Source organism: Chachezhania sediminis (genome assembly GCF_009765275.1).
In the GTDB taxonomy this organism is placed as follows: Bacteria; Pseudomonadota; Alphaproteobacteria; order Rhodobacterales; family Rhodobacteraceae; genus Chachezhania; species Chachezhania sediminis.
Window position 1 is genome coordinate 653,809 of sequence record NZ_VOPH01000003.1, and the last position, 21,452, is coordinate 675,260.

18 protein-coding genes are annotated in these 21,452 nt (G+C 67.1%); 10 read left to right on the forward strand and 8 right to left on the reverse strand.

From position 1 onward, the window contains the following. The first annotated feature begins 14 nt into the window (after positions 1–14). From FQK05_RS12495 to FQK05_RS12520, 6 genes are read left to right on the forward strand one after another with little or no spacing between them, the layout of a single operon-like run. A complete protein-coding gene (locus tag FQK05_RS12495) occupies positions 15–1,493 on the forward strand; it encodes a 2-hydroxymuconic semialdehyde dehydrogenase (RefSeq protein ID WP_158967191.1) in 1,479 nt (492 codons plus the stop codon). Between the two features lie 23 nt (positions 1,494–1,516). After that, the gene (locus tag FQK05_RS12500) at positions 1,517–2,374 is read left to right on the forward strand and encodes a VOC family protein (protein WP_158967193.1); all 858 of its coding nucleotides are present in this window, start codon (positions 1,517–1,519) and stop codon (positions 2,372–2,374) included. Between the two features lie 10 nt (positions 2,375–2,384). Continuing rightward, positions 2,385–3,239: a VOC family protein gene (locus tag FQK05_RS12505; protein WP_158967195.1), complete on the forward strand. Its 855-nt coding sequence runs from the start codon at positions 2,385–2,387 to the stop codon at positions 3,237–3,239. After that, positions 3,236–3,901 (forward strand): class II aldolase/adducin family protein, encoded by a 666-nt coding sequence (locus FQK05_RS12510; RefSeq protein ID WP_158967197.1) that lies wholly within the window; start codon positions 3,236–3,238, stop codon positions 3,899–3,901. Before FQK05_RS12505 ends, FQK05_RS12510 begins: the two co-directional genes overlap by 4 nt. Positions 3,902–3,934: 33 nt before the next feature. Further along, positions 3,935–4,717, forward strand: coding sequence for an FAA hydrolase family protein (locus tag FQK05_RS12515; protein WP_158967199.1), 783 nt, complete (start codon positions 3,935–3,937; stop codon positions 4,715–4,717). Beyond that, entirely contained in the window at positions 4,714–5,481 is a 768-nt protein-coding gene (locus FQK05_RS12520) for an HpcH/HpaI aldolase family protein (RefSeq protein WP_158967201.1), read from the forward strand. Before FQK05_RS12515 ends, FQK05_RS12520 begins: the two co-directional genes overlap by 4 nt. A 257-nt stretch (positions 5,482–5,738) precedes the next feature. On the opposite strand, the gene FQK05_RS12525 is transcribed toward FQK05_RS12520, so the two are convergent. Then, on the reverse strand, positions 5,739–5,951 hold the full coding sequence (locus FQK05_RS12525) for a hypothetical protein (RefSeq protein WP_158967203.1): 213 nt from the start codon (positions 5,949–5,951) through the stop codon (positions 5,739–5,741). 143 nt (positions 5,952–6,094) lie between these two features. Then, the gene (locus FQK05_RS12530) at positions 6,095–7,105 is read right to left on the reverse strand and encodes a helix-turn-helix transcriptional regulator (protein WP_158967205.1); all 1,011 of its coding nucleotides are present in this window, start codon (positions 7,103–7,105) and stop codon (positions 6,095–6,097) included. A gap of 244 nt (positions 7,106–7,349) precedes the next feature. Here FQK05_RS12530 and FQK05_RS12535 point away from each other — a divergent pair, with 244 nt between their 5' ends. Further along, on the forward strand, positions 7,350–10,031 hold the full coding sequence (locus tag FQK05_RS12535; protein ID WP_158967207.1) for a glycoside hydrolase family 9 protein: 2,682 nt from the start codon (positions 7,350–7,352) through the stop codon (positions 10,029–10,031). 307 nt (positions 10,032–10,338) lie between these two features. Next, positions 10,339–10,683 carry a hypothetical protein gene (locus FQK05_RS12540; RefSeq protein WP_158967209.1) on the forward strand — a complete coding sequence of 115 codons (345 nt, stop codon included), beginning with the start codon at positions 10,339–10,341 and terminating at the stop codon, positions 10,681–10,683. A 30-nt stretch (positions 10,684–10,713) separates the two neighbouring features. Here FQK05_RS12540 and FQK05_RS12545 read toward each other — a convergent pair whose 3' ends face one another. Continuing rightward, entirely contained in the window at positions 10,714–12,942 is a 2,229-nt protein-coding gene (locus FQK05_RS12545) for a DEAD/DEAH box helicase (RefSeq protein ID WP_158967211.1), read from the reverse strand. A gap of 496 nt (positions 12,943–13,438) precedes the next feature. On the opposite strand from FQK05_RS12545, the gene FQK05_RS12550 reads away from it, so the two are divergent. Beyond that, on the forward strand, positions 13,439–14,608 hold the full coding sequence (locus FQK05_RS12550) for a BaiN/RdsA family NAD(P)/FAD-dependent oxidoreductase (protein ID WP_158967664.1): 1,170 nt from the start codon (positions 13,439–13,441) through the stop codon (positions 14,606–14,608). Between the two features lie 122 nt (positions 14,609–14,730). Next, positions 14,731–15,756, forward strand: coding sequence for a nucleotidyltransferase family protein (locus tag FQK05_RS12555; protein ID WP_158967213.1), 1,026 nt, complete (start codon positions 14,731–14,733; stop codon positions 15,754–15,756). Between the two features lie 224 nt (positions 15,757–15,980). Here the strand turns inward: FQK05_RS12555 and FQK05_RS12560 are convergent, their stop codons facing one another. Genes FQK05_RS12560 through FQK05_RS12580 form a run of 5 tightly spaced genes read right to left on the reverse strand, consistent with a single transcriptional unit; the run spans position 15,981 to position 21,281 of the window. After that, positions 15,981–16,769 carry an N-formylglutamate amidohydrolase gene (locus FQK05_RS12560; protein WP_158967215.1) on the reverse strand — a complete coding sequence of 263 codons (789 nt, stop codon included), beginning with the start codon at positions 16,767–16,769 and terminating at the stop codon, positions 15,981–15,983. After that, positions 16,766–17,650, reverse strand: coding sequence for a branched-chain amino acid ABC transporter permease (locus FQK05_RS12565; protein ID WP_199252647.1), 885 nt, complete (start codon positions 17,648–17,650; stop codon positions 16,766–16,768). Before FQK05_RS12565 ends, FQK05_RS12560 begins: the two co-directional genes overlap by 4 nt. A gap of 9 nt (positions 17,651–17,659) precedes the next feature. Next, positions 17,660–18,385 carry an ABC transporter ATP-binding protein gene (locus tag FQK05_RS12570; RefSeq protein ID WP_199252648.1) on the reverse strand — a complete coding sequence of 242 codons (726 nt, stop codon included), beginning with the start codon at positions 18,383–18,385 and terminating at the stop codon, positions 17,660–17,662. Further along, positions 18,385–19,563 carry an ABC transporter substrate-binding protein gene (locus FQK05_RS12575; protein ID WP_158967217.1) on the reverse strand — a complete coding sequence of 393 codons (1,179 nt, stop codon included), beginning with the start codon at positions 19,561–19,563 and terminating at the stop codon, positions 18,385–18,387. Before FQK05_RS12575 ends, FQK05_RS12570 begins: the two co-directional genes overlap by 1 nt. After that, positions 19,560–21,281 carry a branched-chain amino acid ABC transporter ATP-binding protein/permease gene (locus FQK05_RS12580; RefSeq protein WP_158967219.1) on the reverse strand — a complete coding sequence of 574 codons (1,722 nt, stop codon included), beginning with the start codon at positions 21,279–21,281 and terminating at the stop codon, positions 19,560–19,562. Before FQK05_RS12580 ends, FQK05_RS12575 begins: the two co-directional genes overlap by 4 nt. Positions 21,282–21,452 lie beyond the last annotated feature (171 nt).

Here is a 21,452-nt window from a genome sequence, read left to right on the forward strand (position 1 = left end):
GACAGAGAGGCGAGATGATGGACGGAACCCTTCCCGGCAGGATCACGGGCTTCATCGGCAACCGGCCGGTGGACGGCGGTGCCCGCGCGACATTCGAGAACGTGGACCCCGCGACGGGGCGCGTCGTCTCGCTGGTCGAGGAAGCGACGAAGGACGATGTCGACCGCGCCGTCCGCGCCGCCAGGGCTGCGCTGAAAGGGCCCTGGGGGAAGATGACGCCTGACCAGCGGTCGAAGGCCATCCACGCCATCGCCGACGGGATCGAAGCGCGCTTCGAGGATTTCCTGCGGGCCGAGATCCTGGACACCGGCAAGCCGGTCGCCATGGCCTCGCATCTCGACATTCCCCGGGGCGCTGCCAATTTCCGCGCCTTCGCCGATATCCTGAAACAGACCCCGGGCGAGTTCTTTCCGATGATCGCCCCCGATGGCGGCGACGCGATCAACTATTCCCTGCGGGGACCCCGCGGCGTGATCGGGATCGTCTGTCCGTGGAACCTGCCGTTCCTGCTGATGACCTGGAAGGTCGCGCCGGCGCTGGCCTGCGGCAACGCGGTGGTTGTGAAACCGTCCGAGGAAACGCCCGCCACCGCGACCCTGCTGGCCGAGGTCATGCGCGACGCGGGCATCCCCGAAGGCGTCTATAACGTCATCCACGGCCACGGGCCAGATGCGGCGGGCCAGTGGCTGACCGAGCATCCGCTGGTCGACGGCATCACCTTCACGGGCGAGACGCGGACAGGCGAGGCGATCATGCGCGCCGCCGCCAAGGGTGTGCGCCCGGTGTCCTTCGAACTGGGCGGCAAGAACGCGGGCGTGGTCTTTGCCGATTGCGACCTGGACAAGGCGCTGGAACAAAGCACAAGGGCCGTCTTCATGAATGCGGGCCAGGTCTGTCTTCAGACCGAACGGCTCTATGTCGAACGGCCGATCTTCGACACCTTCGTCGAAGGTCTGGCCGCCAGGGCCCGCGCGCTGACGCCGGGCGATCCCTTCGACAAGGCCACCAGTATCGGTCCGCTGATCCCGCGGGATCATTCCGCCAAGGTGCTGGGCTATTACGACATGGCCCGCGCTGGCGGTGCGCAGATCGTGACCGGTGGCAGTGCGATGGAAATGCAGGGCGACCTGTCCGGCGGGCACTGGGTGGAACCCACGATCTGGACCGGGCTGGCCGACGATCATGCCGTGATGACGGAAGAGATCTTTGGGCCCTGCGTCCACATCTCTCCCTTCGATGCCGAGGACGAGGTGATCGCGCGCGCCAACGATTCGCCCTATGGTCTGGCATCCATGCTGTGGACGCAGGATGTCAGCCGGGCGCACCGGGTCGCGGCGCAGCTGGAAGCGGGGATCACCTGGGTGAATTCGTGGTTCCTGCGCGACCTGCGCACCGCCTTCGGCGGCATGAAGTCCAGCGGCATCGGTCGCGAGGGCGGCGTTCACGGGCTGGAATTCTATACCGAGATCCGCAACGTCTGTGTGAAGTTGTGACCAGCATCAGCAGGGGAGGGCCGATGTCCGTCGTTGAAAAGCTCCGTTATGTCCGGCTGGGGGTGGCCGATCCGAGGAAGACCGGCGATTTCGCCACCCGAATCCTGGGCCTGCAGGAAGTGACCTCGCCCGAAGGCGTGGCCATGTACCGGTCCGACAACCGTCATGCGTCCCTGATCGTGGAAGCGGCAGAGGCCCCGACCGAGGCACTGGCCGTCCAGGTCCGCGACCCCGAAGACCTGGAGGCGATGTGCGTCCGGCTCGAAACGGCCGGGTACACCGTGACCGCGGGCACCGCCGCGGAATGTGCCGCGCGGCTCTGCAAGCAGATGGCGTGGATCCGGTTGCGCAACGGTCCCCGGATCGAGGTCGTAGTGCGCCCGCTGGACAGCGGCTGGCGCTATCACGGGACGCGGGATGCGGGGATCGTGGAATTCTTCGGCGTGGCCTTCGCCTCGACCGACGTGGCCGCCGACACGAAGCTGTGGACCGACGTCTTCGGCGGCAAGGTCGCCGATTACCTGGGAGACGCGGTCTATATCGCCATCGACGATGCCCATCACCGGATCGCCATTCACCCGTCCGGCCGGGACGCGATCCTTGAGGTGCAGTACGAGGTCGAAGGCCTGCACCAGCTGATGCAGAACAACTATTTCCTGCAATCGGCGCAGGTCCCGATCTGTGCAGGGCCGGGCCGCCGGCCAACATCGGACGAGGCATTCCTGACCTTCCGCGGCCCCGATGCGGTGCTGTTCGGCTATGTCACCGAAGGCGCCCGCCGCGATTTCACCGCCGACTGCCCGCCCCGGCAGTTCCCGCATTCATCCGAAGGGCTCTGCGCATGGGGCAGCACCTCCACGGTTCCGGAATATTCAGCCTGAGGAGGGTGAGATGATCCAGTTGCAAGACGTGAGCTATGTCCGCCTTGGCACGCGCGACCTTGAAGGGGCCGAGTTCTTCGCCCGCGATTACCTGGGGCTGGAAGTGTCGGATCGCTCGAAAGGGGCGGTGTATTTCAAGTCCGACGAAAGGGCGCATACGCTGTGCTATTTCGAAGGCGATCCGGCCGATCAGGCCGTGGCCTTCGTGATCGGGTCGGAAGCCGAACTGGAACAGGCCGCGGCGTCGCTGGAAGAGATGAACCACCAGGTCCACCTCGGTACGGCGGAAGAGGCCGCGATCCGCAAGGTGAAGGCCTTCATCCGGTTCCGCGATCCCACGGGCAACACCATCGAACTTGTGGTGCGCCCGGAAAATTCGGGCCGGCGGTATCACGGGACCCGCGATGCCGGGATCACGGGCTTCAGCCATGTGGGCCTCTGCACGACCGATGCCGCACGGGACGAACGGTTCTGGACCCGCGTCTGCAATGCCCGCGTCAGCGACCGGATCGGCGATGCGCCGCTTCTGCGGATCGACGAGGTGCACCATACCATTGCCCTGTTCCCAACCAACCGCGCCGGGATTCAGCACGTGAACCACCAGGTGAAGTCGGCCGACGACGTTCAGCGGTCCTTCAACTACCTGTCGGAAAAGGGCGTGAAGATGGTGTTCGGGCCGGGCCGCCACGTGACTTCGATGGCGAAGTTCCTGTATTTCGAAGGGCCCGACGGGATGGTCTTCGAATATTCGTCCGGCGTGGAAAGCATCGCGGACGAACTTCTTTACCGCGAACGCCAGTTCCCGGCGGATCCGACCGGCTTTTGCGGCTGGGGATCGAAACCCGACATCGCGGAGTTCAAATGACAGATCTCGCCCGCACGGTCCGGATCGCTGCCCGCGCCCTTGGGCGGCACGGGCTGGTCCATGCCTATGGCCATTGTTCCGCCCGCATCGATGCCGACCGCTTCCTTGTCTGCCCGTCGGTTCCGATGGGCCTGGTCGAACCGGGGGCGGCCTGCACCGAGGTGCCGGTCACCGGTCCTCTGCCGGACGGTGTGCTGGGAGAGGTCCGTCTGCACCAGCGCATCTATGCCTCGCGGCCCGGGGCTCGGGGCGTCGTACGGTTCATGGGACCCAGCGTCATGGCGCTGGCCGCGGTTGGCGTGGCCCCGGCCATGCGGCACGGGTTCGGCACCTATTTCGCGCCCGCGGTCGGCATCTGGGACGATATCCAGCTGGTCCGCGACGACGCAAAGGCTGACGGCGCCATCGCGGCCATGGGGGAGGGCGCAGGCCTGATCATGCGCGGCAACGGCGCCGTGACCACCGGTGCCTCGTTGGAGGAAGCGGTGATGCTGGCCTGGTATCTGGACGACATGTGCCGCGTGGAACTGGCGGCACGCGCCGCCGGTCTGGCCGATTCCCCCGCGATCCCGCCCGATCAGGCCGCGTCCCGGGCCACCCGTGCGGGCGGCATCGTCGAACGGATGTGGGCCCACCTGACCGCCGGCGACCCGGAACTCTGACCCTTCGATTTCAACGACCCCTTCGAGGACCCAATGCTATCAGACGCACAGCGGCAGCAGGCCGTGGATTCCCTTCTGGAAAGTCACCGTACCAAGGTGCAGGGCCCCCGCCCGTCCGAGATGTTCCCTGAAATCGAGATCGAGGACAGCTATGCCATCTCCTCCATGGTGGCCCAGGCCAAGGCGGCTCAGGGCGTGCGGGTCGTGGGCCACAAGGTCGGCCTGACGTCGAAGGCGATGCAGGCCTCGTCCAAGATCGACGAACCCGATTACGGCTACATGTTTTCCGACCTCGTGCTGAACGACGGGGCCAAGGTGCCGTTCGACAATTTCTGCGTGCCGCGGGTGGAACCCGAACTGACCTTCATCCTGAAGGAACCGCTGAAGGGGCCGGGCATCGGCCTGGTCGACGTGCTGCGCGCGACCGAATGGGTCGTGCCCTCGATCGAGATCATCGATGCCCGCGTCACCGAACCCCGCCGGATCTTCGACACCGTGGCCGACAATGGTGCCGCCGCGGGCACGGTCCTGGGCGGCCGCCCGGTGCGGCCCGACGAGGTCGACCTGCGCTGGGTCGGCGCGATCTTCTATCGCAACTCGGAAATCGAGGAGACGGGGCTGGCCGCCGGCGTGCTGGGCCACCCGGCCATGGCCATCGCGTGGTTGGCCAACAAACTGGGGCCCTTGGGCACGACGCTGGAGCCCGGTCACATGGTGCTGTCGGGGTCCTTCACCCGGCCGGTCTGGGCGGCGAAGGGCGACACGCTGCATGCCGATTTCGGACCGCTCGGCTCTGTCGCGGTGCAGTTCACATGACCGGCGCCCCGAAAAACGCCTTCAAGGCGAAGCTGCTGGCGGGTGAGTTGCAATGGGGCCTGTGGAGTACGCTGTGCAGCCCCGTCGCGGCCGAGGCGCTGTCGCTGACTGGCTACGACTGGATGCTCTACGATACCGAGCACAGCCCGGTGGAAATCGCATCCCTTCAACCGCTGTTGCAGGCGGGCGCCGTGGGCACGGCATCGGCCGTGGCGAGGCCGGCGTGGAACGACAAGGTGCTGATCAAGAAGATCTTGGATATCGGCGTGCAGACGGTATTGGTCCCCTTCGTCGAGACACCCGAGGAAGCGGCGGCCGCCGTTGCCGCCACCCGGTATCCCCCGCACGGAATCCGCGGCGTGGCAGGCAGCACGCGGGCCAGCCGATACGGCATGGCACCGGACTATCTGAAGACGGCGAATGACCAGATCTGCGTGCTGGTCCAGATCGAGACCGGCCAGGCCATGTCCCGGTTGGAGGAGATCGCGTCGGTCGAGGGCGTCGACGGCGTGTTCATCGGGCCATCGGACCTGTCGGCGTCGCTGGGTCATCTCGGCGCGCCTGGGGCGGAACCGGTGCAGCAGGCGATCAGGACAGCGGCCGAACGGATCACGGCCGCGGGCAAGGCACCGGGGATCCTGACAACCAATGCGGCGGACGCGCTGCGCTATCGCGACTGGGGCTACAAGTTCATTGCCGCCGGCGTGGACACCGGCCTTCTGACCGGGGCGGCGCGGGGACTGCTGGGGCAGTTGCAGGGGTAGGACCTGCAGCGCGAACGAAGCTGTTGGCGGCTCGCGACCTCGCCGAACATTATGTCCCTCCCGGCCGCAAGGCCGGGCAGCGGCCAACTTTTGTCCGGCTCTGGAAGGTTCTGGCCGATCCATTGCGCGAATGGGCGCGAGGGCTGGCCATTACGCAAGAAGAGCAGCGGCCGTCCCCATCCGATTGGCGTGGAGCGTCGACCGCTGCCCGGCCTTGCGGTCGGGCGGGACGTATTATTTGGGCCACCCCGGGATCCTCAGGCCCGGTAACCCGAAGACGGCCTGGACGACGACGCCAAAGGCTCTTCCTCCAGCGTCGCTGCGTCGTGCTGCGCGTCGTCCCACCACTTGATCTGCGTCTCGCCGGTGTTCCAGCGATAGCGGATGCCGCGGACCAGTCGCGTACCGTCCGCGCGCTGCTCCATCAGCAGGGAAACGGGGAAGGCAAACCTGCGGTCGTCGTCGGTCATGGTGTTTGTCCTGGGTCGGAATACGGTGTCCCGCGGACATAGGGGCTCGTCCCGCCCCCGGCAGCGCCCCGGCTTTTGACAAGCGGGACAAAGCTTTGGGCGTTCCTGTCAGAGGACCGGACCGGGGGCCTGTCGGGCCCGCTTCAGCGCGGCCGTGCCGCCCCCGGTGTCCGTCCCGTCCACCGCTTGTAGGCGGACGTAAAGCCCGCCTGGTCGGCATAGCCCAGCATATGCGCGATCTGTGCCAGACCCAGCCCGCGGTCCTGAAGATAGCGTTCCGCAAGTTCGCGCCGGAGACCGCTCAGAAGCGCTTCGAAACTGCTGCCTTCGTCCGCCAGATGGCGCGAGAGGGTCCGCGCGCTCATCCCCAGGGCGGCGGCCACCTGGTCCTTGGTCGGCGTGCCATGGGACAGGCGGCCGGCGATCTCTGCCCGCACCTTCGCCCCCAGCGCGCCAGGGGTGGCGGCCATCCCGTCCAGCAGGCTTTGCGCATGGGCGGTCAGGTGCGGCAGCAATACCGTGTCCGGATCCGCCAAAGGGGCCGACAGGACGGACCGGTCGAAGACCAGCGCCGCCTCGCCCCGGCCGCTGGCGACCGGCGCACCGAAAAGCGCGGCCAGATCGGCCTCGAACGCGGTGGGCCGCTGGTGGGCCAGCGTCAGGCGCCGTGGCGTCAGGTCGGTATCCACCGCGATCCGCAGTACCGACAGGACGGTTCCCAGCGCGTGTTCGATATAGGGCGGGTTGTCCCGCATCCCGGTGGCGCCGACGTCGATGATCAGCATGACCTCTTCGCCCTCGACCCGGCTGGTAAAGACCGCCCGCCGCCGTTCCACCCGCACGAAACGTTCGGCCAGCGCCACCCCTTCCTTCAGCGTCTGCGCGTTCAGCAGCAGGTAGGACAGAAGCGAAGTCCGCCGCGGATCATAGGCCAGCCCGATCCGCGCCGCCTCTCTCTCTCCGCCCAGGGCTGCGGTCGCCTCGTCCAGTAGGGCGACCTCTTTCCCGACGGCAATCCGGTCCGGCGGAGACGTCAGGAAGGTCGCGGGCAGGCCAGCCCGATCCAGGGCTGCGGCCGCGGATCCGGTCCGCGCTTCCAGCACCCTGGCGATGTTCAGCGCCCAGAAGGGCGGCACGTCCCAGTCCAGCGACATGCATGGTCCTTTCCCGTCAGGTCTTCCGGGCTGTCGCGTTACCTTAGCGGCTTTGGCGCGGCTGACCATGCCCTCGCCGATCCTTGCGCCATCCGGCCGCGATGATCCGTATCTAAAATGTTCAAAAGATATCTATTGAACATATGAAAGATTTTTCGTACCGTTCAGCCTATTGACGAGCACCCCGGCGATTCCAGCCGGAACCAAAATCCCATCGACTTGGCCTTCGATCCGAGGTGACGACATGACCGATCTTCTTGCCCCCATCCTGCCCCCCGGCGCCGCGGCGCCCGACGACGCGCTGCTGCCGGACATGTCCTGGCGGTTGGGATCCAGCTGGAATACCGGCTTCACGGGTTACATCGACATCGTCAACGACACGGACAGCGTGATCGAGGACTTCTCGATCCGGATTGCGAACCCGGGGTTCGAGATCACGAACATCTGGGGTGGCGAGGTCGAGGTCCTGGCCAATGGCGACATCCTGATCACCGGCGTCAGCTGGACCCAGAACCTGGCGCCGGGGGCCAGCATTTCGCTTGGGTTCAACGGTAGCGGCCCGGCGCCGTCCGCGTCCAGCATCACCTATTCAGCGCGCGTGGATGGCGAGGATCCGCTGACCGCCGGGCACGGGGGCACTACGGTCGACCCCGATCCCACGGAGGGAGAGACGGGCGGTGAAACCGGCGGTGAGACAGGTGGCACCGATCCGGAGGGTGGAGGCGGCACCGGCTATACCGGTGTCGATGCCGCGGGGCTGGCGGTTACCTTCGAGGTCACGTCGGACTGGGGATCGGGGTTCAACGCGGGCCTGACCGTCACCAATACCTCGGATCAGGCGATTGCGGATTGGTCAGTCCTGATCGGCGATGCCGGCTTTACCGTGAGCAATGCCTGGGGTGCCACGCACAAGAACCAGGCCGATGGCGACGTGCTGCTGGAAGGCACCGGCTGGACGCTGGACATCGCCCCGGGCGAAAGCAAGACGCTGGGCTTCACCGCGCAGGGCACCGCCCCGGCCGACGCGCCGATGCTGGTCGTTTCCGCCAATGGCGAACCCGTCGAGACCGGCGGCGAAACAGGTGGCGAGACCGGCGGTGAAACCGGCGGTGAGCCGGGTGGGGAAACCGGTGGCGAAACGGGCGGGAACCCGGACGATGGCACGCTGGTGCCAGAGGTGGCGTTCCGCATCACCTCGGACTGGGGCAACGGGTTCAACGCCGACATCACCGTGACGAACGACACCGACATCGCCCTCGACGACTGGTCGATCCTGATCGAGGACGCGGGCTTTGCCGTCCGCAACATCTGGGGCGCGACCGTCGACAACGAAGCCGATGGCGACGTGCTGATCGAGGCCTCCGGCTGGACGCTGGATCTGGATCCCGGGGAAAGCCAGACCTTCGGCTTCACCGCCGACGGGACCGTGCCGGGCGGCAACCCCGTGATGGTCGTGTCCGCCAATGGGCAAAGCGATACGGTCGACGGCGGGACCGGAGGCGAGACGGGGGGCGAAACCGGGGGAGAGACCGGCGGCGGCACGGGTGGGAATACGGGCGGCGGGACCGGTGGCGCGGATGGATCGCCCTTCGATGCGGACGACTATGGGTCCGCCCTGACGATGTCGATGCAGTTTTACTATGCCCAGTATTCCGGGGACCTGCCCGACGACTTCCCGCTGGACTGGCGCGGCGACAGCGCGCTGGACGATGGTGCCGACGTGGGCCGCGACCTGACCGGCGGCTGGTACGATGCGGGCGACCACGTGAAGTTCGGTCTGCCCATGGCCTTTACCGCGACCACGCTGGCCTGGGGCGCAGTGGACCATGCCGACGGCTATGAAGCGGCCGGAGCGGAGGCCGACATCCTGGCGCACCTGGGTTGGGTGACCGACTATTTCCTGCGGGCCTATGACGACAAGGGCACGGCGGACCTGTCGGACGACGTCTTCTGGGGGCAGGTCGGCAATGGCGGGCTGGACCATTCCTTCTGGGGCGCACCCGAGGACATGACCATGGACCGCCCGGCCTATGCGATCACGGCAGACCGGCCGGGGACGGAAGTCACGGCGGAAACCGCGGCCGCGCTCGCCTCGGCCTCCATGGTGTTTCGCGATGCCGGCAACACGGCCCAAGCCGACGAACTGCTGACCACGGCAAAGCAGCTGTTCGATTTTGCCGAGACCTACCAGGGCTCCTATGTCGACGCGATTCCGGACGCGCGGAACTATTACAACAGCTACAGCGGCTATCAGGACGAACTGTCCTGGGCCGCGGCATGGCTGAACAAGGCGACAGGGGAAGCGTCGTATCTAGCCTTGGCGAAACAGTACTATCCGGGTGCCAATACCGGCTGGGCGCTGGGTTGGGACGACAAGTCGAACGGCGCGGCGATGCTGCTGGCCGAGATCACTGGAGAGCAGCGCTATGTCAACGACATCGATGCGCATCTGACGGCCATGATGAACCTGTCCCGGACGCCGGGGACCGACAGCAATGACGGCCTGGCCTGGCTGGATCAGTGGGGGTCGAACCGCTATGCCGCCAACATGGCCTTCCTGGCGGTGGAACGCGCCGACCTTGCGGAAGAACAGGGCGACGATGCCTATGCCGCGCTGTTGCGGGGCTTTGCGGCGGATCAGATCGACTACATGCTGGGCGACAATCCGGACGGGCAAAGCTATGTCGTGGGCTTCGGTGAGACCTTCCCGCTGAACCCGCATCACCGTGCGGCGTCGGGCAAGACGGACGTTTATGCCAGTGGCGACAACGTTCACGAACTGACGGGCGCGCTGGTCGGCGGGCCGGACCGTTATGGCAACTATTCCGACGACCGCTGGGACTATGTCCAGAATGAGGTGGCGACGGATTACAACGCCGGATTCTCGGGCGCGCTGGCGGGGCTGGTCGAGGTCGGTCTGCTTTGATGTAGCGTGGGAGAACTGGGCGCCGGGCAACGGCAGTCCGGCCCCAAAGCGGGATGTCTGACGATTCCGCAAGAACGGTCGCAGCCAATCCGCGGGAAGGGCGCGAAGCCGCCGCCGCACTCAAGGTATGTGGGGCGGGCCAACCGCTACCCGGCCTGGGGCCGGGTGGGACCTGAACAGGAAGCGTTGCACGGATGATATGGGTCGCCGCGAAAAGATATCGCCTGGCCCCCGAATGGTTCCACGCCTCCGTGGTCCCGGGTTAGGCCTTGGCGGCAGCCTGCCCGAAACCGAGGATCGCCGCGACATGAAAGAGATTTCCCCCGTGATATCGCTGGCGGGCCTGCGCGAGGCGCTGGAGCAGGGCGGAGAGGTCGAGGTCGAATGCATCGACACGCCCTTCCGCCAGACGAATTCCTATCGCGGGGCGTGGAAGTTCTATGTCCTGGCGGAAATCGACGGGGTCCGGCACCGGTTGCTGTTCGTCCACGGAAGGGACATCCGGCCGCGGATCATCCGTACCGCGACCGGCCTGATTTCCTTCGCGATCGAACTGGGCGTGTCGCCGGTCGCCATTCCCCGCTTCGCCGGGGAGCGCGCGGTCTGGACCCGCCATGACGGCCGCATGCCAGAGGACGTGTCAGGCGACTGACGCGCCGTCCCCGGAAGGCGTCCTCAGGACTTACTTGCCGCGACGGGGCGGGGCATCGCCGCCGGTCCGGGTGCGCGGCTTCCGCGCGCCGGGCTTGGCCCCACCCGGGGGCGTGAACCGTTTCGAGGTATCGCGCCCATCCGCAGTCGTTGCAGGCTTGCCACCGGGTTTCCCGCCCGGCTTGCCCTTGCCGAAGGGTTTTCCGGCCGGTTTGCCCGGGCCCTTGCCATCAGGCTTTCCACCCGGCTTGCCGCCGAACTTGCCCGCCGGTTTTCCGCCCGGCTTGCCATCGGGACGGCCCGCGGGCTTGCCGCGCGGCCGGTCCCCCGATGCGGGGCCATCGCCGCGACCAGCGTCGCGGCCGTACTTGGCTGCCGGCTTGGGCCTGTCGGGCCGCTTTTCCGTCCATTCGCGCTTTGGCGCCGGGGCTTCGGCCCGTGCCGGCGCGGGCGCATCGCTTGCCGCGGCCTTGGGCGCGGGCGACTGCTCGAACCGGGCCGGGGTGCGCATCGCCATGGGGGTATCGGAGTGATCCCGGTCACGGGACCGCGGACGATCGGATCGGTCGGACCGTTCGGGGCGGTCGCCCCGGGGACGGGGCTTGTCGCCCCGCGGCCCCGGCCTGTCGCCGCGGGGGCCGGGCTTGCCGGTGGACGGACCACGACCGGCCGGCAGGACCGGGGGTGCATCCATGATCCGCGCGGTGATGCCTTCCTCCAGGCTGCCGTCGCCTTCCAGGCTGGCCAGCAGGGTTTCGACCCCGGCCTCGGCGATCTCGACATAGGTTTCGCTGTCCTGCACCCGGATCGCGCCGATCGCCGACCGGTCAAGGTTCCCGGCCCGGCACAGCAGCGGCAGAAGCCAGCGCGCCTCGGCCCGGTCGTTCTGACCGACGGACAGCGAGAACCAGCGGCTGGGCCCGAATTCCGCCCGATCGGCGCGTTCGCGCGGGGGCGTCTTCATGTCGGGGGGCAGCAGTTCCTCGGGTGCGGCATTGCGCGACTGGTAGAGCCGCATGTAGGCGGCGGCGATCACTTCGGGGCTGCGCAGAGCCAGCAGCTTGGCGGCAAAGGCCTGCTGTTCCTCGGTCAGCGGATCGTCCCAGGCGGGGTCCGCCAGCATCCGCGTCTCGTCCTTCTCCAGGATCTCGGCTGCGGACGGCGCCATGGTCCATTCGGCGTTGATCTTGGCCCATTTCAGCAGGCGTTCGGCCTTTTTTACGGCCTTGGGCGTGACGATCAGGCAGGACACGCCCTTGCGCCCCGCGCGGCCCGTCCGGCCGGAACGGTGCAGCAGGCTTTCGGTATTGGTCGGCAGATCCGCATGGATCACCAGCGTCAGGTTCGGCAGGTCGATGCCGCGGGCCGCGACATCCGTCGCCACGCAGACCCGCGCCCGTCCGTCCCGCATGGATTGCAGCGCCTGGGTCCGGTCCGCCTGGGACAGTTCGCCCGACAGGATCACCGTGGCGATGCCCCGGTTGGCCAGCCGCGCGGCCATGTGGTTCACCGCGGCGCGGGTATTGGCGAAGACGATGGCGCTTTCGTCGTGGTGAAAGCGCAGCAGGTTGAAGATCGCGTGTTCCGCATCCGGCGCCGCCACCCGCACCGCCTGATAGGCGATGTCGGCATGCTGGTCGGACTTGCTGATCGTGCTGATCCGACGCGCGTCCCGCTGGAACTGTTCGGCCAGTTTCGCGATCATCGGCGACACGGTGGCGGAAAACAGCAGCGTGCGCCGTTCCTCGGGCGCTTCGCCCAACATGAACTCCAGGTCCTCGCGGAAGCCCAGGTCCAGCATCTCGTCCGCTTCGTCCAGCACCACGGCGCGGATCGCGGCCAGGTCCAGCGAGCCGCGTTCGATATGGTCCCGAAGGCGCCCCGGCGTGCCCACGACAATATGCGCGCCCCGTTCCAGCGACCGGCGTTCCTGGCGCATATCCATGCCGCCGACGCAGCTGGCGACCTGCGCGCCGGTCCTGCCGTAAAGCCAGGCCAGTTCCCGCATCACCTGGAAGGCCAGTTCGCGGGTCGGCGTTACCACCAGCGCCATCGGTGCGGCGGCGGGGCCGAAACGTATGTCGTCGCCCAGAAGCGTCGGTGCGATGGCCAGTCCGAAGCCCACGGTCTTGCCCGACCCGGTCTGGGCGGAAACGAGAAGGTCGGACGTTCCAAGCTCCGGATCGATCACGGCCTCCTGCACGGCGGTCAGCGTGTCGTAGCCACGCTCGGCAAGGGCTTCGGACAGGGGGGTGATCATGGCACGGAGTTCCATCGGATGGGGAAGAAGGCGCCGGTTGGGGGCGGCGAGATCAGGGCCCGTAAAGGAAGAGTCGCGGGAAGTATATAGCAACTGCGCGTCCAAAGCGTTGCCGGCGGTCATTTGCCGGGTGTTGTCGGCCGGTCTGGCCGCCGTGGAGGAGGTGCCCTGAAGCGCAGGAGGCAGGTCACCGGGTCAACGTCGCGGATCCGGTTGCGGGCTTCGACCGGGGAATGGGCGTAAAGCGTAACGTGATGAAGGGCACGGCCGACATGGGCCGGGCTGTCCGAGACCCGGTCTTCAAGATGAAAGTCCCCCCGTCCGCTGGCCGGGCGGCGGTCGATCTGTCCCCGCCGTTTGAACAGGGGGCGGCCGCTTTGCGCCCGTCCCGCGGGCCGGCTGCTGCACTTCTTTCCGATACACCAGCGGTGGGTGAAGCAGTCCATTCGCGATGCCGCCCCTTTTCCGCGGGCCCGCACCGGCCTATCAGTCGGCGATGACTTACGACGCGATCATTCTTGGGGCCGGCGGGGCCGGTCTTCTGGCGGCGGCCACGGCCGGGCAGGCGGGCGCGCGGGTGCTGCTGCTGGACCATGCGCCCAAGGCCGGGAAGAAGATCCTGATCTCGGGCGGCGGGCGCTGCAACTTCACCAACATGGGCGTCGAACCCGGCTGCTATCTGTCCGGGAACCCGCATTTCGCGAAATCCGCGCTCAGCCGCTATACCCAGTGGGATTTCCTGGAGCTGGTCGACCGGTACAGGATCGCCTGGCACGAAAAGACGCTGGGGCAGCTCTTCTGTGACGGCTCGGCCCGGCAGATCGTGGCGATGCTGCTGGACGAATGCGCCAAGGGCGGGGTCGAGGTGCGGCTGTCCACCCAGCTGGGAGAGATCGGGCATTCCGACGGCCGCTTCCATGTCGCAGGCTTCAGCGCGGCCCAATTGGTGATCGCGACCGGCGGTCCGTCGATCCCCAAGATGGGAGCCACGGGCATCGCTTTCGACATCGCCCGCCGCTTCGGGCTGGAGGTGGTGACGCCGCGCCCCGCGCTGGTGCCCTTCACGCTGGGGGCGGGGGATCAGGCCTTCCGCGACATCTCTGGCGTGTCGCTTCCCGTCACGGCGACCGTGGGCACCGCGTCCTTTCAGGAGGCGGCGCTTTTCACCCACAAGGGCCTGTCCGGTCCCGCGATCCTGCAGGTGTCGTCCTACTGGTCCCCCGGCGATCCGGTGCGGCTTAACCTGCTGCCCGATGCGGGGGCCAGGCTGCGCGACGCCCGCCGCCGGATGCCGCGGTCGCAACTGAAGGCCGCGCTGACGGAACTGCTGCCCGCCCGCCTGGCCGAGGTGATGGCGACCCGTATCGCCTTCGACCGCGAACTGGGCAACATCCCCGATGCCGAACTGGACCGCGCGGCGGGTGAACTCTCCAGCCTGATCTTCCACCCCACCGGCACCGAGGGCTATGCCAAGGCCGAGGTGACGGCAGGCGGGATTTCCACCCGGGGCCTGTCCTCCCGCACGATGGAGGCGACATCGGTCCCCGGCCTTTATACCATTGGCGAGGCGGTGGACGTGACCGGCTGGCTGGGCGGCTACAATTTCCAGTGGGCGTGGTCGTCCGCCGTGGCGGCCGGACAGGCGATCGCGGCGCGGAAAGGCTGATCCGGGCGGCTGACGTGGATGGCTGATACCCTTGTGTGCAGCAAAATATTTACTGCTGCACATAACAATTGCCATCTGTCTGCATCAAACTTATTCTTGATGCACACGGAGGGGCCCTGCCGATGACCATCCAATCTCTCTCGCGCACGGCGCAGGTGGCCTATCACGACCTGCTGCGGCTGCACCTGGACGAAGTGGCCTCGGGCCTTCTGGGGTCCATCGAGGAACGGCACCGCGCCGGGCGCACCTATCTTTACGACAAGTTCCGGCTGGGGACCGAGATGCGCAGCCGCTATCTGGGCGAGGATACGCCAGCCCTGCGGGACCGGCTGGCACGGGCCGTGGCGCTGAAGGCGGATGCGAAGGCGCGGCAGGCCGAGATGGGCCGGCTGGCGCGGGTCCTGCGGGCCGAAGGGCTGATCGCCACGGATCGCGATACCGGGTCGATGCTGCTGGCCTTTGCGCGCGCCGGGGTCTTCCGGCTGGGCGGGACCATTGTGGGGACGGGGGCCTATGCGCTTTATCAGGGCGAACTGGGCGTGCGCTTCGATATGGACGAACTGGCGCAGACCGGCGACATCGACTTTGCCAGTTTCGAACGGTTGTCGGTGGCGCTTGGGGATCGGGTCGAGGAAGACCCGGGCGAGATCCTGAAGGCGCTGAAATTCGACGCTGTACCCGGGGTGCATGACCGGCAGGTCTGGAAATGGCGGCAAAGCCGGGGCACGGCGCTGGTCGAATTCCTGACCCCCGCCTTCGGGGACGAGACGGTGAAGCCCTTGCCGGCGCTTGGGGTCAGCGCGCAGGCGCTGAATTACCTGAACTACCTGATCGCGGAACCGATCCATGCCGTGGCGCTGTACCGGTCGGGCGTGCTGGTCCAGATCCCGCGGCCGGAACGGTTTGCGGTGCACAAGCTGATCGTCGCGGACCGTCGCCGGGACGGGTCGGACCGGGGCAAGGCCCGCAAGGATCGCGGACAGGCGGCGTTCCTGATCCGGGTATTGGCAGAGGATCGGCCCGACGATCTGGTCGCGGCGTGGGAGGACGCGCAAGGGCAGGGTCCGCGGTGGAGGGAGAGGATTGCGGCATCGCTGGCCTTGATGCCGGGGACGGCGGAAATACTGACCGGGATCGGATGCAGTTAGAGCCTGACCGCCGAAACAGCGCCCCATCCGGGGGCGCCGGGCAGCGGTCGATCCGTCCACGCCGTTTGAACAAGGGGCGACCGTCGCCTTTCAGGCTGGCCAGCCCGCCATCCTGGATGAACGCGTGAAGATCGCCGCCGGACCGGCGGCCAGACGACCTCAGGCCTGAAACATCCTGCCGGGCGGGATCAAACCCTGGGTCAAACCCCGGGTCATCGCACGGCTCAGCCGCGGGCGGCAAAGTCCGTCTTGCGCAGGGCGCGGGCGATCACCCCGGCATGTTTGGCGGCGGTGGCGAGATCGGTGACAAGATCCTGCCGCACCTCGAACATGATCGAGGGTAGGCCGCGGCGGATGGCGTGCTCCGGCACGGTATAGTCGATGTCGATATCCAGCGCGTAGGGGACGTTGTCGCCGACGCACAGATCCGTCCGGGACCGCAGGGCCGCCAGAAAGCTTTGCGACACCGGGTCCTGTGTCGACAGCACGGCATAGGCCTGGTCGCGGAATGCGCCGCCCTTCATCCGGTCGGTCATCGTGTGGACCGAGATCAGGATCGGCGGGCGCCCGCGGGACAGCCGCGCGTCGATCTCGGCCGCGATGGTGTCGTGATAGGGGCGCGCGATTTCCTGATAGCGGCGTTCGCGATGAACCTGCGTCAGGGCGGCATTGCCGGGAATGGCGGTGCCGTCCGCCAGCGCGGTCATGGCAAAGGGATCCCAGGGATAGCGGTTCAGGTCATAGACCAGCCGGCTGTAGGTGCTGGCGATCACGGTGGCGCCGAAGATCTGGCCCAGCTCTTCCGCGATGGTGCGCGCGCCGATGTCCCAGCCGATATGCCGTTCCAGATCCTTGTGCGGCAGCCCCAGCGTCCCCAGCGCCTGCGGCACGGCCAGCCCTGCATGATCGCAGACGAACAGGAACGGACTGTCCGCCCCGGGCGACTGGACCTGAACGGCCGGCGGGTCCGTCGGCCCCAGAAGCGACGGGGCCAGCAGGGGGGATGCGGTCATCGCACCGCCTCGGATTTGCCCATGAAGCCCTGCGGACGGAAAAGCAGGACGAAGACGACAAGGGTCAGCGCCACGGCCTCGCGATAGGGCAGGGTGTCTTCGGGCAGATAGGCGCGCAGGAAGACCTCCAGCAGGCCCAGGAAAAGGCCGCCCAGAACCGCGCCCTGAAGGCTGCCCAGGCCGCCCAGGGTCACAGCGATGAAGGCCTTGATCACGGGGTTGAAGCCAAGGGCCGGGTCGACAGACCCGCGCTGCGCGATCCAGAGGACCCCGGCAATGCCCGCCAGCACGCCCGACAGGCCGAAGGCTAGGCTGATCAGGCGATTGGCCTGCACGCCCATGACCCGCGTCGCGTCGAAATCCTGTGCCGCGGCACGGATCGCGATGCCAAGGGGCAGGCGGTAGAGGATCGCGTTCACCACGATCAGCGCCAGCACGGCCACGACGATGGAAATCGCCTGGATATTGCCGATCCGGGCGAAACCAAGATCCATCGCGCCGCTGAACATGGGCGGAAAGGGCAGGGCCTGCGGCCGGGCAGAGATCAGGACCTGGAAGGCGATGTGCAAGACCGTCGACACGGCCAGCGAGGACAGCAGCATCGACGCACCGGATGCCCCGCGCAGGGGGCGGAAGGCGATGCGTTCCATCGCCATCGCGGCCAGGGTCGCGGCGACCAGCCCACACAGGATCGCAACGGGGAAGGGCAGACCCAGTGCCACGACGCCGATCATCGCATAGCCGGTCAGGGTCATCAGGTCGCCATGGGCGAAGTTGATCAGGCCCATGATCGAATAGATGATCGCCAGCCCGATCGCCAGAAGCGCATAGGTGCCGCCCAGGGATAGGCCGTTCACAAGCTGCTGCAGAAAGATGTCCATGGTTCCGGGTCAGCTCCCACCCACATATGCGTCCGTCAGGCTGTCGGACGCGGCCAGTTCCGCCGCCGTTCCCTGCTGGACCACCTGGCCCGAGGACAGGACCAGCCCGCGGTCGGCGACCGACAGGCCCATGGCCACATTCTGTTCGACGATCAGCATCGTCATGCCCTCGGCCTTCAGGCGTTCGATCCGTTCGAAGACCTCGTCCACGATCTTGGGGGCAAGGCCCAGCGAAGGTTCGTCCATCAGCACCATCTTGGGCTTGGACATCAGCGCCCGGCCGATGGCCAGCATTTGCTGTTCGCCGCCCGAAAGGGTGCCCGCCAGTTGCGACTGGCGGTCGGCCAGGGCCGGGAACATCTCGTAGATGCGGCCCTGGTCGCGGCCATTGGCCCCGCGCCGCCGGCCGGCCAGCGCGCCCAGCAGCAGGTTTTCAGACACTGACAGTTTCGGAAACACACGCCGGCCTTCGAACACGATGGTCAGGCCGGCGGCGGCGATCCGTTCGGGATCCATGTCGGTGATGTCCCGACCGTCAAAGGTGACGCGGCCGCCCGTCTTGGGGGCCAGCCGCATGATGGCGTTCAGAAGCGAGCTCTTGCCGGCGCCGTTGGCGCCGAGAAGCGAGACGACCTCGCCCTCGGCGACAGACAGGCTGACGCCGCGTACGGCGCGCACGGCGCCGTAAGCCACGTTCAGGTCGCTGACCTCCAGCAGGGGCGCGCCGTTTGCCATCAGTGGTCGCCTTCGTCCGGGCCGGGGACAGAGGCCGCATCGGGCACGAAGGTGCCGACATGGTCCAGTTCGCCGCCGGTCACCTTGTTCAGGGCCACGGCCCGCAGGGGCACGCGGTTGCCGCCGGCAAAGGTGATCGTTCCGGTGGCGCCGGGCACGTCCTTGACCGCGTCCCAGGCATCACGGATCGCGGGACCGTCGGTGCTGCCGGCGTCCTGTACCGCCTGCGCGATGACCTTCACGATGTCATAGCCCGTGGCGGTAAAGGCGCTTTCGGCCGCGCTGCCGTGAAACGTCTCGAACGCGTCATAGAAGGCAGCCAGGTCCGACCCTTCGTCGGCATAGCCCGCATTGGTGAAGACAACGCCTTCGGCAATCGGGCCCAGGCCCAGCGTGGTGGGACTGTCGATTCCGTCGCTGCCCAGGACTGGCGTGTCGATCCCGGCATTGCGCAGCTGGGTCAGGAAGGCCGGGAAATCGGGTTCATAGGCCGCGGTCATGATGACATCCGGCAGCGCGTCCAGCCCGCTGATCTTCGTCACTTCGGCGGAAAAGTCCTGTTGCCCCATCGAGTATTCGGTGACGCCCAGGATCTTGCCGCCCATCGCCTCGAACGCGACCATGAAATATTCGGGCAGGCGTTCGGTATAGGGCGTTTCTGGCGACAGCAGGACATAGGCGGTCTTGTAGCCCTGTTCGGTGGCATATTGCGCCAGCACAGCGGCCTGCAGGTTATCTGCCGGGTAGTTCGAGAACATGTAGTCCCCCACCACGCCCGGCAGCGTCGGCGTCGATGCGCAGGAGGTCACGGCCGGCACTTCGGCGGCCTGCGCGACCTGGCCCGCGGCGATGGACGGGTCGACGTCGCAGGGCGTGATCAGCACGTCGATGCCTTCGTCCACCAGTTCCTGCGCCACCACGAAGGCCTGCGCGGTTTCCGACCGCATGTCGCGGACGATCAGCTCGATCGGCATGGTGCCCCCGATGCCGCCGGCCTTGTTGATCTCGTCCACCGCGACCTCGACACCCGCAAGGCTGGGCTGGTCATAGGGCGCCAGATAGCCGGTCAGCCCGCCGATATAGCCCAGTTTCAGCGTGTCCTCGGCCGCGGCGATCCCGGCGGCCGACGTCAGCGCGGTGGTCAGGGCCAGCGCCCCGAACAGTCCGTTCTTGGTCATGTCGAAAGTTCCCTGTTGTTGGTTTCCGTCGTGGCCTTTCGGCCCATGTAGGCCTCCAGCACATGTTCGTTCGTGCGGATCTCGGCCGGGCTGCCATGGGCGATCAGCTGCCCCTTGTTCAGCACCAGGATACGCTCGCACAGGCGCATCATCAGTTTCAGGTCGTGGTCCACGATCAGGATGCCGACGCCGAACCGTTCGCGCAGCGACAGCAGGATCGACATCAGGTCGTCGGATTCCTGTTCGTTCATGCCGGCGGCCGGTTCGTCCAGCAGCAGGATGGCCGGGCGCAGCGCCATGGCCCGCGCGATTTCCAGCCGGCGCTGCTGGCCATAGGCCAGCGTGCCCGCCTGCCGGTTCGCCAGGTCGCCGATCCACAGCATCTCCAGGAAACCCATCGCCTGGGCATAGGCGGCCTGTTGCGACAGCTGCGGCCGGGCGGCGGCGACGGCGGCCACGACATTGTCGATGGCTGATTTGCGGGCGAACAGGCGGATGGTCTGGAAGGTGCGCCCGATCCCCTGTTCGGCGATCTGGTAGGGGGCGGCATGGGTCAGGTCATGGCCCCCCAGTTTCACGGTCCCGGTGCTGGCCGTATGGGTCCCGGCAATGCAGCCCAGCAGCGTCGTCTTGCCGGATCCGTTCGGCCCGATCAGGCCCACGATCTCTCCCGTCTTCAGGGTGAAGCTGACATCGTCCACCGCGACCACGCCGCCATAGGCCTTGGACACGCCTTCCACGACCAATTCGCGCGGCGCCTGCGTTTCCTCGGGGATCGCGGCGGCCTCGGGCAGTTTCGGGGGCGTGTTGCGCCATCCGGCAATGACGTCGGAAAGCTCGCGGTGGCCGAACAGGCCTTCGTTATGGCGGTAGAGCACCCAGAGGACAGCGATGGACAGGCCCACATCGGTCAGGCCGAAGACGCTTTGCCCCATCAGGTCGGCAAAGATGCCCGACTGTTCCAGCCGGCGCAGGCCCTCGACCAGGGCGGTGACCAGCACAGCGCCGACGACGGTGCCGCTGACCGACGAAAAGCCGCCCAGGATCAGGATCACCAGCAGGGTGAAGGTCAGGTCGAAATGGAATTCCTTGGGCGAAAACACCGTCAGGTGATGCCCCAGCATGACGCCGGCCAGTGCGGACACGGCGGCGGAAAAGGCGAAGACCGCCCATTTCACCCGCACGGGCCGGATGCCCACCGACATGGCGGCGGGTTCGTTTTCGCGGATCGACTGGGCCAACAAGCCCAGCCGCGCGGCGGCAAGATAGCGCGTGACGAAGATGGCCCCGGCGGCAGCGGCGAAATAGGCCCAGATCGACTTGATCCGCGGCACGCCATAGATCGCCTGGCTGCCCCGCGTGTAATCGGCCGAGGCGATGACCACCGCGTGCACGATCAGCAGCAGGCCCAGCGTGGCAATCGCGGCCTCGGACCCGCCCAGCCTTGCGATGGGCAGGCCCAGCACGACACCGATCAGGGTCACGACCGCCACCGTCACGATCAGCGACGCCCAGATCGGCATGTGCACCGCGGCCAGCCAGCCCGGCAGGTCCGGCAGCAGCATTCCCTTCGCGGCCACGGGGATCGTCAGCAGCGCCGACAGATGCGCAGCCAGCCCGATGAAGGCCGCGTGACCGAAGCTGAGGATCCCGGTCATGGCCGAAAAGCTGGACATCCCCAGGCTCGCCACGATCAGGATCAGCAGATAGGTGATCATGGCTTGATCGCTTCGACCAAGAAACGCCCAGGCCGCGAAAGATGTAACGAAAAGCACACCGGACAGAATCGCCGAATCCGCCAGGGCGCGCCGCTTCGCATCCGAGATCATGCGCAGGTTTTCCCTGTGTTCTGGCGTTTCGGGTCGGTTTTCAGGGCCATGAGTCTGCCT